The organism is Bacillus cereus group sp. BfR-BA-01316 (assembly GCF_022664195.1).
Taxonomy (GTDB): domain Bacteria; phylum Bacillota; class Bacilli; order Bacillales; family Bacillaceae_G; genus Bacillus_A.
Genome location: NZ_JAKUGX010000010.1, coordinates 121,111 through 138,326, shown reverse-complemented (window position 1 = coordinate 138,326; position 17,216 = coordinate 121,111). Strand labels below are relative to the sequence as shown.

Sequence of the window (17,216 nt, the reverse complement as noted above, 5' to 3'; positions counted from 1 at the left end):
CAACGGTTCTGGGGGCAACGGTTCTGGGGGCAGTGGCTCTGGCGGCAACGGTTCTGGGGGCAACGGTTCTGGGGGCAGTGGCTCTGGTGGCAATGGCTCTGGTGGCAGTGGTTCTGGGGGCAGTGGCTCTGGCGGCAGTGGCTCTGGTGGCAATGGCTCTCAGGGTGGCAGTGGCTCTCAGGGTGGCAACCGTGTTAAAGGCGATAGCAGTTCTCAAGGTGATAACGGCTCTCAAGGCGGCAACCGTGTTAAAGGCGATAGCGGCTCTCAAAGCGATAACGGTAACGGAAAAGACAATTCAGTAAAACAAGGCGATAAGTTACCTAATACTGCAACGCATTATCCTGCATCTATTTTAATTGGTCTTTCGACATTCCTAATGGGTGTGTTACTATTTATTCGTCGTAAAAACGCAAAATAAAAACATCATCCTTCCATCTAAAAAATACATGAAACAAATTATAAAGTGAAACTTTAATCAGTGGGGATTTTGTTCATCCCCCACTGATTATTAGCCTTCACCAATCGGGCTTTTACGGGCAGCCCGACTCCCACCTAACTTCTTTGCTCCAGCCGAATTTTGAAGTGGGAGTTTTACTGCCCGTTAATGCGGGATAAAACTAAAAAGGACTTTGGATTGTATTTTATTATGCAATCCAATGTCCTTTTTGTCATCTAGCAGAAAGAGTATTAATACGCTTTTCCCCAATACACCATCTGCTTCGCTTTTTTACTACAGCAAATACATTCGTCAGCTAAACTTTCTTGTTCGAACGGAATACAACGTGAAGATACTCCAACTTCTTCTTTTAGTTTTTCTTCACAAGCTAGTTCTCCACACCACATCGCTTTAATAAAGCCTTGTTTTTCATCAGCTATTTTTTTCATCTCTTCGATATTCGTCACACTATAAGTGCTCTCATCTCTAAATACTTTTGCTTTACTAAATAAAGAATGATGAATCTCCTCAAGTAATGATGGGATGCGCTCTTCTAATTGATCCATTGCTATAAACTCTTTTTCTTTCGTATCTCGCCTTACAAGTACAACTTGATTCTTTTCAATATCCTTTGGACCAACTTCTAATCTAATTGGAACACCCTTCATTTCATACTCATTAAATTTCCAGCCAGGTGTTTTATTACTAGCATCTATTTTTACTCGCGCAACCTTTTGAATACGCCCTTGTAACTCTGTTGCTTTTTCTAAAACGCCTTCTTTATGCTGTGCAATAGGCACGATAACAACTTGTAATGGTGCAACTTTCGGTGGCATTACAAGTCCATTGTTATCACTATGAACCATAATAAGTCCACCTATCATTCTTGTTGATACACCCCAAGATGTTTGATGTACGTATTGCCATTTACCATTACGATCTAAAAACTTAATATCAAATGCTTCTGAGAAGTTCGTTCCAAAGTTATGAGATGTTCCTGTTTGAAGTGCTTTTCCATCATGCATTAAACTTTCAATCGTATAAGTTGCCTTCGCTCCTGCAAACTTTTCTTTTTCTGTTTTTTGCCCTTTAATAACCGGAATTGCTAAATACTCTTCACAAAAAGAAGCATATAAATTTAAAATATTTAATGTTTCAATTTGAGATTCTTCTGCCGTTTCATGAATCGTATGACCTTCTTGCCATAAAAATTCAGTTGTACGAAGGAATGGTCTCGTTGTTTTTTCCCAACGAACTACTGAACACCACTGGTTATATAACTTTGGTAAATCATTATATGATTGAACAATTTTTGAAAAATGCTCACAAAATAAAGTTTCAGATGTAGGGCGTACACAAAGTCTTTCCGCCAATTTCTCATCCCCGCCATGAGTAACCCATGCTACTTCAGGAGCAAATCCTTCAACATGATCTTTCTCTTTTTGTAATAAACTCTCTGGAATAAACATTGGCATGTACACATTTTCATGACCAGATTCTTTTAATTTTTCATCCATCACTTTCTGCATATTTTCCCACAATGCATAACCGTATGGACGTAAAATCATACAACCTTTCACACTTGAATAATCAACAAGCTCCGCTTTTTTTACAATATCGGTATACCACTGAGCAAAGTCTTCTTCCATCTTCGTAATGGCTTGTACTTGTTCTTTTGCCATAGTCACTCTTCCTCCTTTTAGAAAATACAAAAAAGCCCGTGTCCCCAAATAGGGACCGAGCTTTGTCGGCGTTACCACCCTGATTCATACACAAAAAATTGAGTATGCTCTCTTTTTGATAACGGGAATTTCCCGCTGCATATGCAGAACTCAAAGGTAGGTTCCATATCGCCTTTTTAAGAATCTTCCAGCCAAAAGGATTCTCTCTCTGCAAAAAGGTAAGACATGTACTATTCCTTTTTCATCGTTATAACAAAATAAATTTGTTGAATATCATAATATAAATTTTATTTCAAAACAAGAGCCAATCTTCTTATTTTTATACATTATTTTCAATTATTACTATTTTATACATAACTTTTCCGAACTATTTTTACAAGTTGATGAGCAACCATACCAATTAGTGTACCAATTAAAACGAAGAAACAAATAAATCCATATCCCATTCCTTCCCATCCGCCAATAGCCATCATTGTTACAGGAAAGAACGCTAAACAAAGAAGTACTAAACTAAGTGCAAATATAATATCAAACTGTTTGTCTGGAAAACGTTTCTTTAGTAAATGCGACATAAAAAATACAAGGAGAACCGTGACTCCACCAATGATGTAAAAGATACCAAATCCATCTAGCCAATCCATAGTATTCCCTCCTTCCATTCATTCCCTTATACTTATTATATGTTTAATTTTTCTGAAAATAAATAATAAAATTTTATTCAAAAATATATTTTTATTACTAGGTATTAATAGTAATATATAAGAATAGGTTTTATATAATCAGGAGGGAAACTTTATGGATAAAGCATTAACAAATCACGTCATTATTTTATCTTTTGATTGCCTATCAGCTTTAGATTTTCCTATATTACAAAAACTTCCTAATTTCCAAACTTTAATAAAAAAGGGCGCAATTGCGAAAAAAGTAGAACCCATTTATCCCTCTGTAACATATCCAAGTCACTCAACAATCGTTACTGGAAACTATCCTAATAAACATGGCGTAGTTAGCAATACATTACTTCAACCAGGACGCGAGTCACCTGATTGGCATTGGTACCGAAAATCCATTAAAGGAACAACTCTATACGATGAAGCACGCAAAGCAAATTTAACGACAGCAGCCCTTCTTTGGCCTGTTACTGGAAGAGCAAACATTGATTACAACTTACCAGAAATTTTTCCAAATAGACCATGGCAAAATCAAATTTTAGTTTCATTATTTAGCGGTAGCCCGCTATATCAATTAGATTTAAATCGTCGTTTCGGCCATATACGAAATGGATTGTCACAGCCTGAGCTTGATGATTTCGTCCTTGCTTCTGCCGTACATACAATTCAGACGAAAAAGCCTAATGTTATGTTTGTACATTTTACTGATTTAGATACTCAAAGACATTACCATGGCTTCAAGTCCGAGGAAACAGTGGCTGCAATCCATAGACACGACGAACGTCTAGGAAAAATTATTCATGCATTAAAAGAAAGCGGGATATACGAAGAGAGTACAATTATTGCACTTGGCGATCATAGCGCTTTAAGTGAAAACAAAGCAATCCAACTAAATGTCCTATTCCGTCAAAAAGGACTTATATCCGTAAATAAAAGTGGAAAGTTACTAGATTGGAAAGCTTATTGTCAAAGCTGTGATGGATCTGCCTACGTACATGTAAAAGATAAAAATGATACTGAAACGATTAAAGAGATTCAGCTTCTTCTTGAAGAGCTTCTTCAGGATAAACAAAATGGAATTGAATTTATTCTGCATGATGAAGATACAAAAGAACGTGGTGCTGATGGTAATTGCTTATTTATGCTAGAAGCCATGGAAGGTTATTACTTCATTGAAAATTATACAGGTGATTTCATAAAAGAAATTACTAAAAAAGATGTTACTTCTAGTAAGAAATATACATTTGGAACACACGGATATTCCCCAACAAAACCTAACTATGAAACAATTTTTATGGCTGCTGGGAAAGGCATTCGAAGCGGGGTTACAATCCCGTATATGAGACTGATTGATGAAGGTCCGACTATTGCTAGGTTACTCGGTTTGCACTTAGGTGAAACAGACGGAGCAATTGTAGAGGATTTACTTCAATTGTAAAGAACTGTGTATATATGTAAAAGTTATGTAAAAATCATCCCTGTTTCTCTTTTTATAATTTTTATTTTTGTACACTGTTAGTAGAACAAATTTAAGGGGGAACATTATATGAAAAAAATGTCCAGACAAGAAAAAAGCTGGATATTATATGATTGGGCTAACTCGGTATATTCGCTCGTCATTACAACTGCATTATTTCCAATTTACTTTAAAGCAGCTGCAAAAGAAGCTGGACTATCTGGTGCAACTTCAACAGCCTATTGGGGATATGCAAACTCGTTCGCTACACTTTTAATTTCTATACTCGCTCCTATTCTCGGCACAGTTGCTGATTATAAAGGATTTAAAAAACGATTTTTCACATTTTTCTTTGGGCTTGGTATTATATTTACAAGTATGCTAGCAGTTGTTCCAACATCTCAGTGGTACTTATTACTAGGATGCTATATGCTCGCATTAGTTGGCTTTGCTGGAGCAAATATTTTTTATGATGCATTTTTAGTAGATGTTACCTCTGGAGATAGAATGGACCGAATTTCTACGCGAGGTTTTGCATTAGGTTATATTGGGAGCACAATTCCTTTTATCGGTTGTATTGCTCTTATTATTCTTGCTCAAAAAGGAACTATCCCCTTATCAGTCGGAATTGCTAGTCAAATTTCCTTTGCAATAACAGCTCTTTGGTGGGGACTATTTACGATACCAATGCTAAAAAATGTAGAGCAAACACACTATATTGAACGTCATCCAAGACCAATTGCAATGAGTTTCAAGCGCCTTGCTAATACTTTTAAAAATATTAAAGAATATAAAACTGTATTTATGTTCCTAATAGCTTACTTTTTCTACATTGACGGGGTCGATACAATTATCACTATGTCTACCGCTTACGGAACAGATCTCGGTATTAGTGCAACTAACCTATTAATCATCTTATTTGTAACACAAATTGTCGCTTGTCCATTCGCTTTATTGTATGGAAAACTATCGGAAACATTTACCGGTAAAAAAATGCTATATGTCGGTATTATTATTTATATCATTATCTGCACATATGCTTATTTCTTAAAAACGACGTTTGATTTCTGGATTTTAGCAATGTTAGTTGCCACTTCTCAAGGCGGCATTCAAGCACTTAGCCGTTCATATTTCGCAAAACTAGTACCGAAAGAATCTGCGAATGAATTCTTCGGATTTTATAATATCTTTGGTAAATTCGCAGCAATTATGGGTCCGGTATTAGTTGGTGTCACAACACAATTAACAGGAAAAACAAACGCTGGTGTCCTTAGTATTATTGTCTTATTTATTATCGGTGGATTCTTATTAACTAGAGTACCCGAAAATGATACGTCCGTTACACCACCTAATCCGAAAACTAAAACAATATAAGAAAAAGATCCTCTTCAAACGAGAAGAGGATCTTTTTCTTATATTGTTTTAGCGATAACGTCTTACAATTAAAAACTCTACAACTTGTACAAAAATAGTTTATCGACAGTTGTTCCTAATACTTCTGCTAACCGGAATGCTAGTGCTAAGCTTGGATCATACTTATTATTCTCAATTGCATTTATCGTCTGTCTTGATACGTTACACTTATCAGCTAATGCACCTTGTGAAATATTATTTTCAGTGCGTAATTCATAGATTTGATTTTTCACATCTTTCTCCTAACCTGTAAAATTATTTTTACAACATCAGTATATAGTTGGTACATTTCATTGTCAAAAGATTCCCATAGAAAAAGGGAGCAAACATGCTCCCTTACAATAGCTATTTCGAAGCTAACGAATTCGTTAGTTCCTCTTTATTAGCAACAGCTTCTTTATTTATTTGCATACGTAAAATCGGACCTATCGCTAATAAAATAAGTGACATTGCTATACAAAATACAATAACTAGTGAAGTCATTTCCTTCAATCCTCCAGCTAGAGAAGTGCCAATTAGCATAGCTCCCATAAACAGCGGTAAAATTGTCCCATTTACTCTGCCAACCATATTTTCTGGTACAAGTTGAATCATAAGTGTACCGACAACGATATTAACACAAGCTAAACAAATACCTGTTCCAAATCGCATAAAGCTGGTAATCCAAAACGATGTAGACAGTCCTTCTACTAAAAATGATATTGCTAATATACTCATCCCGAATACAAACATTTTCTTCGGATTTACTTTTGAAGTGAAAATTGCCACAACAATACCACCAATTAACATACCTATTCCGTCAGCTGCTGCTAAATATTGAACAGCTTCTTTTTCCATGCCTAAACGTTCGATCACAAGGAATACTTCTAATGGGGTCGTTAATCCAACTGCTAAACCAATGATTGTAAAAGTGATCGTAATCATACGTAAATTTTTCGTATGAAGAACGTATTTCCACCCTTCTTTTATATCATTTTTTAATGAATCTCTCACTGCTTGCTCTTGTTCAACCCATTTTGGTAAAAATGAAAGGGCGATAGCAGATAACAAAAATAAAATGATTAAGCTATATAGTGACGTAAATAAACCAAGTTGTGTATACACAAGTGATCCTACGACTGGCCCGAAAATCATAAACAATGACTGTAGTGTTTGGTTAAATGCAATCGCATTTGCTACCTGCTCTTCCTTTACATAGCGCTTAAATATGCGTGAAGATGACGGCTGAGAAAACTGACCTACAACTGCAGAAACGAGTGTCGCAAAAAATATGGCCTGCCAGTAATCAACCTTTAACAGTAAGACAATTCCTATAATAGACAGTACACTTAACACATCTCCAACAACCATTGTTCTTTTCGGATTCCAGCGATCTGCTAATGCACCACCAATAAATGAGAAAATAAAAATAGGTGCATATTCCATGACTGATAATAGTGATACTGAAACTGGATCATTATTCGTCCGCTCCATTATGAAATACAGTAGAGCCATGTTTCTAATCCAAATTGCAAATTGCTGTAAAATATCAGATGCCATAACGAGCATAAATGCTCGATTTTTAAATAAAGCTTTCATTTTCACTCCCCCTTTAATAAACCGACCGTTCAGTCTAATTCGTTTTATAAGAAAAGCTGCTGATTTATTATTCAGCTGCCATCCCTTTTAACAATACATCTATTGCCTTTTTATAAATACGCTTTAGCTCTTTATAATCTAACTCATAGTAAAGCACTCCAAGCCCTGATAATAAGCCATTTACAATATACATCAAATCGCGCGTATTTTCTTCACGAAACTCTCCAGACTGTATGCCTGTTTCGATTAATCTCTCAACCATAACATATGATTCTCTAGTTAAAGCTAACAGTTCATCTAGAATCTCTTTACTTACAACTTGGCTCATAGAAAATTCCTCTATTGCATTCGAAATAGGTTGTTGTATATCCTCTACATAATATTCAGCGAGACCATATAGCTTTTCAGTACTAGTAATATACAACTTCTCTTTTTCATTCCATTTTTCAAGCCAATCATACGTATGCTGTTTCACTACAAATAAAAATAATTCTTCTTTATTTTTAAAATGGTAATAAATACTTCCTTTACTTCGCCCTGTAATTTCACAAATATCTTCCATAGATGTGGCTGCATAACCCTTTTGTGAAAACAGACTTTCTGCTTTATATGCGATTTCCTTCTTTATCTCTTCTGCGCTTTTTCTCATATTCACACCTCTTTAAACCGACCGTTCAGTCTAATATTAACAAATAAAAAACCTCAATTGCAAGAGGCTTTATTCCTTATTTAAGAAAACACACTTTCAAACCACGTTCGAATCATATGTATCGCTCCAAATTTAAGCCCAAGTTTAACAAGAAATACACCTCCAGCAACTAATAAGAATAATGCTACTTTCCCTTTGTTTTTTACTTTCGGTTCCCTTCCCATTTCCATTCCCCTTATTACATTTATAAAATTTAAACAAACGTTTGTTTAGCTGTTGTTATGTATATGTAAGCCAACTAATCAAACGTTTGTTTAAAAAGAAATACGCCCATATAAGGCGTATTCTCATCAATCCCCGCCACCACCGCAGCTACCTCCACTATCTCCGCCAAAAGACCCTCCGCAATCATGCGAGCCACCATCATGTGAACTATCACTATCAGATCCCGCAAAGAAAAATAGTGGTGATGAACTGTTAGACGTACTATGTGTATTACTCTTTTTAGTAAGATTTACTCTTCGTTTATTTGATCTAACTGATGCTGCAATCATCCAAATTAAAACACAAAATAGTAATGCCGCTATAACAAACCCCATATAAAAACCTCCCTTATTTTTCTAACAACTGAAGTACTCTCTCAATATTTTCAAGTGAAATAAAGCGCGATTCACGAAGAATTTCTTTCCCATTATAAAATAATAAAACTGTCGGCTCTGTAAGTACTGAATACCGCCCTGCAATCTCTTGCATGTCTTGAAGTAATATCTCTACTTTCTCTACGTAATCATAATTCTCTAATACGTAATTTACTTTCCGTAACATAACATCACAAACGCCACAATTCTCCGTTTTAATAAATAGAAGTACTAATTGTTGTTCTTCAATATATGTTGCTAATTCTTCTATCGTTTCAAATTTACTCATCTTATCCCTCTTAACGTAATTTACGAAATACTTTATCTTGATACATACGAAATGCTGAACTATCTTTAATCTTTCTCTTTTCCATTAACTGCTGAAAGCGCAGTGTTTTTACCGTTAACTCTTCTTGTAATTCCTTTCTCTCTGCCTCATCATAACAGCAAGCGATTAAATCCTCTATTTTCAATATATCTTTTTGCATTTCCATTTCTGGTGGAATCATGCCTGCATTTTTCAAGATTTTATAACTCATTCTTAATTCTGGAGGTACCATTGAAAGATCTTCTAATTGTAGTGGTTTTCCTTGTCCCGGAATATTATCAAGATCACCATTCCGTATTGCTTGACGAATTTTTTCCTCAGCAATGTTCAAAAACACATCCACACTATCCCCTACTTTACATATTTTTACTATTATTTTACATGAAATTTCATCATCCTGCTACGTCATTCAAGATTGACTTCATACAATTTTCCCAAGTTTATTTAAACGATAATCGAACACAAATTTTGCACGCTAAAATTTGTAGTAAAACAAATAATCATTATGAAATTACTAATGTATAAAAAAACGGTGATATCCCTTCTCGTAAATCCATTACAATCGATGACGAAAGCACAAGAACCCCCGCCAAACTTCTAATTTTGCGAAAAATCGAAAACACACATTATAATAACCTATTATAATTATATTTAGTTTTTAATATGAAGTTTATGTGAATTTTACATGAATTTCCTTTAAGTTCTATTGTCTTCCCATACTAATCACATTATCCTTTACATATAGGAATCATTTTTATTCCATTTCAAACTATCTATATATATAAAGAAAGATAGTAGCCTATTAGGGAAAGGCATCTAGTATTATTATAAATATACCCAAAGAAAAGGCATTAGCTCATAAAAGCTAATGCCTTTTCTTTATTCATATTGTTAAACGTTCCATTCTTCGATATTCCATATTTTCGTTATCCATGCTTCATAGAAAGATGGCTCATGTGAAACAATTAAAACCGTACCTCTATATTGTTTTAACGCTTCCTGTAAAGCCGTCTTAGTCTCTGCATCCAAATGGTTAGTTGGTTCATCTAAAATTAAAACATTGCTTTTAGTTACGATAAGTTCGCATAATCGTACTTTTGTTTGTTCTCCTCCACTTAATAACTGGATAGGTTTTAATACATGTTCTTCTGTCAATCCGCACTTTGCTAATGCTTGTCGGATTTCTTTTCTTGTCATGTCTGGCCTTCCTGCCCATACTCTCTCTAGTGTAGTTATTTCTGAGGAAAATTCCTCTTGTGCAAAATAAGCGGGTTTTACTCGTTCACCAACAGAAACTGAACCGCTTAACGGTTTTATTTGTCCTAGTAATGATTTTAACATTGTTGTTTTTCCAATCCCATTATGACCAATAATTGCAATCTTTTCCCCTTTTTTCACTTGAAAATCCAATTCCGGAAATAACGGTTCGCCATAACCAATTTTTAGTTTCTCTACCTGTAAGATACGACTCACTGGCTCAGTATAAACATTAAAATCAAAACGAGCACGAGGTACATCGTTAACCTTTCCAACCTTTTGCATTTTCTCTAATACTTTTTCACGACTTTTTGCTTGTTTCGCTTTACGAATTTTATTTTTTTGAATAAAGCTCTCTAAATGTGCAATTTCCTTTTGCTGTTTCGTATATGCTACTTGTAATTGTTTCCTTTGTAGTTCATAATTACGCAAAAAACTCTTATAATCGCCTACATAGCGCTTAATTGCACGCTCATCTAGATGATAAATAACATTCGTAATATTGTTCAAAAATATTTCATCATGCGAAATGATAATATAAGCTTTTTCATACATTTGTAAATATAATTGCAACCATTCTATATGTGCTGTATCTAAATAGTTAGTTGGCTCATCTAATAATAAAACATCCGCTTTTTCTAAAAGGAGTTTCCCAAGTAACAACTTTGTCCGCTGACCACCACTTAACTTTGAAACATCCTTTTCCAATCCTATTTCAAACAAGCCTAAGCCGGTTGCTACTTCCTCAATTTCTGTATGAATTTGATAAAAATTAGAATTCTCCAATATATTTTGTAACTCTCCATACCTTACTAACAATTTCCCTACTTCTCCTGCTCCAGCCATCTCTTCTGTAAGTTTTAACATTTCACGTTCCAACTCATACAGGTTAGAAAACGCACTTTGCAAGTATTCTTCAATTGTTATGCCTTCTTGTAAATCTATATGCTGTTGTAAAAAGCCAATCTTCACATGTGGAAACCATTCAATTTTCCCATCATCATGTATAAGTTCTCCTGTTAACAAGCGTAATAATGTGGATTTTCCAATTCCATTTTTCCCTACTAGCCCAACATGTTCACCCTTTAATAATCGAAAGCACGCATTATATAAAATGGTTTTCTCACCATATGAATGACTTACATTTTCTACTGTTAATATACTCATTTTTTTCTCTCCTTTTCTTATGATCCATAAGCTAAAGAGAGAGAACAACAGTATAAAGCCTTATTTAGTTATACATATAAAAATGGGTAAGGTGAATACACCTTACCCATTACATATTATCGTAAGAAAGGATTAAGGTTCTTTACCTGCTGTCTTCAATTTAGCTTAATCTTTAAAAATGGGCAGACTTCTCCCGTATCAAGCTAAAACCATTTGAAGAACAGTTGATAAAGTCATTTTATCCTTCCACTCCTTTAACATTTGTTATATTAAGAGTATAAACCACTCTATTATATTCTATTCTCTACTTTTTCTTTTGTTCCTTCTTCCAATTTATCCGGTGTTAATGAATCCACTATTTCCCCTATAGATTTCATCTTTCTCCTCCTATATAAAAAAGCCTCTTAACAGCAATTATACCAACAACTGTTAAAAGACTCTTTTCTATTTTTTCATGTAAGGAGCTAATACTCTTAAAATTTCTTCCTTATCCTTCTTTAACTCAAGCGATGTTAACATATCCATCGTTCGCGGCCTAAGTAATTTCACTTGTACCTCTCCAACAATTGATGCCGGTCTTTGAGATAAAATAAGTACGCGATCAGAAAGCAAAATTGCTTCATCTAAGTCATGTGTAACCATAACAATTGTCTGCTTTTCTTGATGCCAAGAATTTAAAAGCCAACTATGTACTTCCATTTTTGTAAATGCATCTAATTTTCCAAAAGGCTCATCAAGCAGCATAATTGGCTTTTCACATAAATATGTGCGAAGGAAACTAATTCTTTGACGCATTCCACCTGATAACTCATCTGGATAATGGTCTGCATATTCATCTAGTTCAAACTGCTTTAATGCTTCCATTCCTTCTGTCAGCCTTTGTTTTTTAGACTTTCCTTCAATTTCCAATGGAAGAACGATATTTTGCAAAGCCGATCGCCACGGTAGTAATAAATCTTGTTGCGGCATATAACTAACAACATCTTGTTTTTTTACATACTCCTCGTTATAAAACACTTCTCCGCTCGTTGGTTGTTCAACACTTGCAATCATATTTAATAATGTACTTTTTCCACAACCACTCGGACCTACAAAAGAGACAAACTCTCCCTCTTGTATAGAAGCACTAATATTTGCTAATACATTCTTTCCATCGAAAGCTTTTACAATATCTTTTATTTGTAATCCACTCATTTTTCACTTGGAAGGAATTCATTTGTAAAGGCATCTTTTACATCGATTTTCTTTTTAATAACTTTGTTGTCATATAAGAAATTCATGTAATTTGTCCAAATCTCTTCCTTCTGTACTCCCCACGCTTTTGCATCATCTTGATACTTTGTACTTAACCATTTTTGGCTTTCTTGTACTAATTCTTTATTCAAATCTGGAACAGCTTTAATTAAAATATCCGCAGCTTCTTTCGGTTCTTTAATTGCAAAATCATAACCTTCTGTCGTTGCAGTCATGAACTTTTTCACAAAATCTTTATCTTGCTTCGTATGTTTTTCACTTGTAATAATAACAGGACTATAGAAATCGAGCGCTGGATCTAAGTCTTTCACCATAATTGTATTTAACTCTTTTCCTTGACGCTTCGCTTCAATTCCATCCCATCCATAATAAATCCATTCAAAGTCTGCATCACGACCGATTGATTTAAAGAAATCTGTTTGTCCAAGAATAATTTTTTCAACTTTATTAAAATCAGCTTGATGTTTATTCATAATCGTCTTTAACGTCGCTTCTTCTGCTGGTCCTCCCCAGCCGCCGTAACGTTTACCTTCAAAATCTTTTGGTGACATCATATTATCTTTTTTAAGTGATGCAAAAGCTGAAGTATTATGCTGGATAATCGCTCCTACAGATACAACAGGAATACCTTCAACACGAGCTAACGTTACATTTTCTTGTGCACTTATTGCAAAATCGGCTTTCCCTGAAGCTATCATTTGTTCCGCTGTAACATTATCACCTGGTTGAATAATTTCTACATCTAACCCTTGTTTTTTATAATAATCTTTCGTCTTCGCTACGTATAAACCAGTATGGTTTGTATTAGGAAACCAATCTAAAACTACTTTCACTTTCTTTTCTTTGCTTGTATTCTCTTCTTTCTTCGCCGTATTACATCCGGCAACACCAACTGCTAATAATGCAGCTAACATAATTTTTAAACCTTTTTTCATTTTCTGCCGCCCTTTCTATATATCCATGGTGCTGTTATTCTTGCCATAAATTCAACAATAAAGTACAGGAATAATGTCACCATGACGATAATTGCTGCAACACCAAATACTCGAGCCGTTAAAAAGGATTTCGTTGCTCTTGTGAGCATAACTCCTAATCCTTCACTCGCACCAAGCCATTCCCCAATAATCGCTCCCATCACACTATATGTAACAGCAATTTTTAAACCTGAGAAAAAGTACGGGAGCACTGCTGGAAATTTTACTTTCTGATAAATTTGCCACTTTGTCGCCTTCATCGTTTGTAATAACTTCAGCATATTTTTATCTACCGTTTGGAAACCTTCTAAAATGCTAAGCGCAATTGGGAAGAAACAAACAAGAATAACAACCATTACTTTTGGCAACATTCCGTATCCAAACCAAATAATAAATAATGGTGCGAGCACAACTATTGGAATTGTTTGCGAAATAACGAGCAGCGGATTCATTAAAATCCGAAATAAAGGGATGACATCCATAATGATAGCAATACTCGTCCCAAGTAAAATTGCAAAAAACAACCCAATTATTACTTCCTGTAACGTTTGCACTGTATTCGGTAATAGTAAATCTTTCATTCCAATTAACTCTTGCACAATTGCAGACGGCTTCGGTAAAATCCACGGCTCAATTTTAAATAATGAAACAGATCCTTCCCATATAGCAATGAGAAGGATAAGCCAAATTGTTGTGATTATTTTAGATCGCTTCTGGTTTTGCATATTCATCACGGTACTTCCAAACTTTTTCGTCAATCGTTACGCCCGTACTTGGACGATAGTGAATTTTAATAGAAGTGATCACTTCTTCTGCTCCAGCATCGACGCAAGCTTGTTGCGCGCGTTTAATGACGTCAAGAAGTACATCTAATTCTCCTTCCAACGTTGTTTCCATTGCCCCTACTTCATAACGAACTCCCGACTGTTGTACAACTTCAATTGCTTTATCAACAACGGAATACACATCTTTGTTCTTCGCTTGTGGTACTACTGAAAATGAAATTGTAACTTGTTGTGACATAATAAAATCCCCCTTACAAAATATTGTTTCAAAAAAAAGAAAAGGCTTTCCTACCATGTAGGAAAGCCTTGTATACAAGTTATTCTATAATAACTTATGCTACATCACTTTAAAGTAACTCCCTACGCTGGCATTATCCAGATCAGGTTGAGGGTCGATGTATACTTACATCCTCTCAGCCAATTGGCTCCCCGGTTCTTAATTCGTTTTCATTGTAGCATGATTTATTTTATTGAACAAACAAAAGCGTACATATCATTTCATTATTTTCGGAAAATATCCAACTTCTTCTGTCTATACCTTTATTTCCCCCTCAATTCGAGCTAATCCATATATCGTTCTCTCGTTAAAGAAATCTTGAATTGTTAAATCTGGAAAATCTTCTTTTAATAACGCTAAAGCTCTCAATACTTTTAATGAATGCACACCAATCTTTGAGATTCCTAATACATCAATCCAAGCTTTTGCTATTCTTTCTTCAACTTCATTAGACGGTGTATATTATGTTATTAACTTTTAAATTCTCCTATTAACTCTTGTAGCTCCTGTGAAAGCCAACTTAAAGAAGTAGCCAATTCTGCTATATCTTGTACAGACATTTCTTGCTCCTTCATACTCGCTTCAACATTACTGCTACTATTTGCATACGTATTTGCAATATGAGATAGTTCATTTACAACTTGAACGATATTTTGGCTATTTTGCAAAATATCATTTGAATTGCTAGAAACGGCTCTAACTTGCTTTGTAACAGATTGTGCTGATTTTGAAATTTTCTCAAAGAAAGCACCGCTACTTTGAACAAGGGTAATTCCAGATTCCACTTCTTTTGAACCTTTCTGCATTGAAACTACAGCCTCTTCTGCTTCAGCCTGTGTCTCCCCTATTAATTTAGCTATATCTTTTGCCGATGCTTCCGTTTTCTCCGCTAATTTACGCACTTCATCTGCGACAACAGCAAATCCTCTTCCAGCTGCTCCAGCACGTGAAGCTTCAATAGAAGCATTTAAAGCTAGTAAGTTCGTTTGATTTGAAATACCTGTAATTACAGTTACAATGTCACTTATTTCTTTTGATCTTGTTTCCAACGAATAAATGATAGAAGATAAATCTTGTACTGCTTTTTGAATTAAACTCATTTGATTAATAATTTGTTCAATAACTCCATTACCCTCAACCGAATGTTGCTCCATACCTTCTGAGGTAGTGGAAACTTGTTTCGCAGCCCCTGTTATTTCTTCCATCTTATTTTCCATTTCATGTACAATCCATAAACATTGTTGTATAGAAGTTTCTTGCGACTGAGCCCCAGATCTTAATCCTACAATAGAACCCGCAATCTCTTGAACTGCCATACTATTCTCCTCTGTACTTGCTGACAATTCTTGCGAAGATGAAGAAACCTGTTCTGCCGTCTGCTTCACTTTATCTATAATTCCTCTAAACTTCTCAATTGTGTTATTAAAATACGAATTAATAATACCGATATCATCTTGTCTTTCCACTAATTCAATACTTAAATCTCCTTCACCCACTTTACGTAATCCTTCACGTAAATCTTGTAATGGAGCAAGTGAATTACGTACAATCAAGAATTGAATAAAAGTCGCAATTAAAACTGAAATACAAATAAACATTAAACCTTGCATAATAAATTTCTTCTTTGTACTAGGAACAATAGACGCATCTAAATCTGCTGCAACAATTGCAACAATATTTTCTTCTCCATCTGTAATTGGCTCTAATATTGTTACCCATGATCCCAGTTCATCTTCATATATTTCCGTTATTTGTGCTTTTTTCGTGGCCATTACTTTATCGTATGCCTTCATCCAACGAACTGGTTGTTCATAATAGTCTCCTGGTTTTACTTGAACAGCATTCGCTAATTCTGTAGTCAAACCAACTATTTGAAGCTCACCTTTTGCATTTGTTTTTGCTCCAACAACATACGTTTGTCCAACACTTTTCAATTCTTTTGTAACTTCATCTAACTGCTTTGTTAATTTAGTTCTTTTTTCTTTTTGTGCCGTCGGGTTTTTCGCGACATCTCTTACTACTTCTGCCTCTAATTTATGTAATACCGTATCCCCTGTTTCAATAGACTGTCTTTCAAATATAGACATCATACTATTTTGAAACATATTAAAACTTAACGCCCCCATACTACCAACAAGCGTTAAAATAACGAGTACAGTTAACAATACATTCTTTTGAAGAAACGATAGCTTATGCCAATATTTTTTCATTCACATTACCTTCCTTAATTCAGTTAATACAAAATAATAATTTCAAAACACACCCTTTAATTGATAACCATTCTCAAATATAAACCAAAAAAAAAAAAAAAAGACCAATGAAAAAGCATTGGTCAAAACCAACCCTATCCGTCCGGTAACTGGCTAGCATAGTCATTTGACCTTAGCCCCTGTAGTTTTGCGTCCTCATGTTTCCATCAGTTTGCCTTTCTCGCTGAACGAGTTGAACGATATGGGAGTTCTATGAGAATTTAAATATACTCTTTCAAAGATTACAACATAAAAATTAAAATGTCCACTTATTTAGAGATCTAAATATGAAGTTTTAATGTATTATTTTTTCGAAATAATTTAACAAAATACGTGAATGTTACATTTCTTATGTTATATAATAAAAAACGTATATAACACAAGGATTATTCTGGATAT

At 34.7% G+C, this 17,216-nt stretch carries 18 protein-coding genes, 1 pseudogene, 2 riboswitches and 1 other annotated feature; of the genes and pseudogenes, 3 read left to right on the top strand and 16 right to left on the bottom strand.

Translation table 11 applies throughout. The annotated features are described in order from the left end of the window. A partial coding sequence (locus MR071_RS10955; RefSeq protein WP_242236027.1) for an LPXTG cell wall anchor domain-containing protein occupies positions 1-421 on the top strand: 421 nt, incomplete at its 5' end. A 269-nt stretch (positions 422-690) separates the two neighbouring features. On the opposite strand, the gene proS is transcribed toward MR071_RS10955, so the two are convergent. Further along, a complete protein-coding gene (gene proS, locus MR071_RS10950) occupies positions 691-2,121 on the bottom strand; it encodes a proline--tRNA ligase (protein ID WP_242236025.1) in 1,431 nt (476 codons plus the stop codon). A gap of 47 nt (positions 2,122-2,168) precedes the next feature. Beyond that, positions 2,169-2,375, bottom strand: a binding site (T-box leader). A 93-nt stretch (positions 2,376-2,468) separates the two neighbouring features. After that, a complete protein-coding gene (locus tag MR071_RS10945; protein ID WP_242236023.1) occupies positions 2,469-2,762 on the bottom strand; it encodes a YesK-like family protein in 294 nt (97 codons plus the stop codon). Positions 2,763-2,916: 154 nt separating this feature from the next. Here MR071_RS10945 and MR071_RS10940 point away from each other — a divergent pair, with 154 nt between their 5' ends. Together MR071_RS10940 and MR071_RS10935 are read left to right on the top strand one after the other, a co-directional pair. Further along, entirely contained in the window at positions 2,917-4,230 is a 1,314-nt protein-coding gene (locus MR071_RS10940; protein WP_242236021.1) for an alkaline phosphatase family protein, read from the top strand. Positions 4,231-4,338: 108 nt separating this feature from the next. Then, entirely contained in the window at positions 4,339-5,622 is a 1,284-nt protein-coding gene (locus MR071_RS10935) for an MFS transporter (RefSeq protein ID WP_105586294.1), read from the top strand. A 77-nt stretch (positions 5,623-5,699) separates the two neighbouring features. Here MR071_RS10935 and MR071_RS10930 read toward each other — a convergent pair whose 3' ends face one another. The 14 genes and pseudogenes from MR071_RS10930 to MR071_RS10865 all read right to left on the bottom strand — a co-directional run bounded on the left by MR071_RS10930 (position 5,700) and on the right by MR071_RS10865 (position 16,778). Then, positions 5,700-5,894, bottom strand: a complete 195-nt coding sequence (locus MR071_RS10930; protein WP_000795763.1) for a helix-turn-helix transcriptional regulator — start codon at positions 5,892-5,894, stop codon at positions 5,700-5,702. Positions 5,895-6,006: 112 nt separating this feature from the next. Beyond that, positions 6,007-7,239 carry an MFS transporter gene (locus MR071_RS10925; RefSeq protein WP_242236019.1) on the bottom strand — a complete coding sequence of 411 codons (1,233 nt, stop codon included), beginning with the start codon at positions 7,237-7,239 and terminating at the stop codon, positions 6,007-6,009. Between the two features lie 67 nt (positions 7,240-7,306). Further along, a complete protein-coding gene (locus MR071_RS10920) occupies positions 7,307-7,888 on the bottom strand; it encodes a TetR/AcrR family transcriptional regulator (RefSeq protein ID WP_001231938.1) in 582 nt (193 codons plus the stop codon). An 80-nt stretch (positions 7,889-7,968) separates the two neighbouring features. Beyond that, on the bottom strand, positions 7,969-8,112 hold the full coding sequence (locus MR071_RS10915; protein ID WP_242236018.1) for a histidine kinase: 144 nt from the start codon (positions 8,110-8,112) through the stop codon (positions 7,969-7,971). A gap of 126 nt (positions 8,113-8,238) precedes the next feature. Then, positions 8,239-8,487, bottom strand: coding sequence for a hypothetical protein (locus MR071_RS10910; protein WP_002113671.1), 249 nt, complete (start codon positions 8,485-8,487; stop codon positions 8,239-8,241). Between the two features lie 13 nt (positions 8,488-8,500). Then, entirely contained in the window at positions 8,501-8,815 is a 315-nt protein-coding gene (locus tag MR071_RS10905; protein WP_242236016.1) for a thioredoxin family protein, read from the bottom strand. Positions 8,816-8,825: 10 nt separating this feature from the next. Continuing rightward, positions 8,826-9,197, bottom strand: a complete 372-nt coding sequence (locus MR071_RS10900) for a DnaJ family domain-containing protein (RefSeq protein WP_242236013.1) — start codon at positions 9,195-9,197, stop codon at positions 8,826-8,828. Between the two features lie 548 nt (positions 9,198-9,745). Then, a complete protein-coding gene (locus MR071_RS10895) occupies positions 9,746-11,278 on the bottom strand; it encodes an ABC-F family ATP-binding cassette domain-containing protein (RefSeq protein WP_242236011.1) in 1,533 nt (510 codons plus the stop codon). Between the two features lie 444 nt (positions 11,279-11,722). Next, a complete protein-coding gene (locus MR071_RS10890; RefSeq protein WP_242236009.1) occupies positions 11,723-12,472 on the bottom strand; it encodes an ABC transporter ATP-binding protein in 750 nt (249 codons plus the stop codon). Next, entirely contained in the window at positions 12,469-13,467 is a 999-nt protein-coding gene (locus MR071_RS10885; protein ID WP_242236008.1) for an ABC transporter substrate-binding protein, read from the bottom strand. The genes MR071_RS10890 and MR071_RS10885 overlap by 4 nt, the downstream gene beginning before the upstream one ends. Further along, entirely contained in the window at positions 13,464-14,237 is a 774-nt protein-coding gene (locus MR071_RS10880) for an ABC transporter permease (RefSeq protein ID WP_002113653.1), read from the bottom strand. Before MR071_RS10880 ends, MR071_RS10885 begins: the two co-directional genes overlap by 4 nt. Continuing rightward, positions 14,209-14,529 (bottom strand): MTH1187 family thiamine-binding protein, encoded by a 321-nt coding sequence (locus MR071_RS10875; RefSeq protein WP_000082898.1) that lies wholly within the window; start codon positions 14,527-14,529, stop codon positions 14,209-14,211. The genes MR071_RS10880 and MR071_RS10875 overlap by 29 nt, the downstream gene beginning before the upstream one ends. A 102-nt stretch (positions 14,530-14,631) precedes the next feature. Continuing rightward, a riboswitch (TPP riboswitch) is annotated at positions 14,632-14,733 on the bottom strand. A gap of 93 nt (positions 14,734-14,826) precedes the next feature. After that, positions 14,827-15,024, bottom strand: a pseudogene (locus tag MR071_RS10870) (hypothetical protein); the annotation flags it as partial. Positions 15,025-15,038: 14 nt separating this feature from the next. Further along, complete coding sequence (locus MR071_RS10865; RefSeq protein WP_242236006.1) at positions 15,039-16,778, bottom strand: methyl-accepting chemotaxis protein; 1,740 nt, start codon at positions 16,776-16,778, stop codon at positions 15,039-15,041. 141 nt (positions 16,779-16,919) lie between these two features. Then, positions 16,920-17,004, bottom strand: a riboswitch (cyclic di-GMP riboswitch). Positions 17,005-17,216 lie beyond the last annotated feature (212 nt).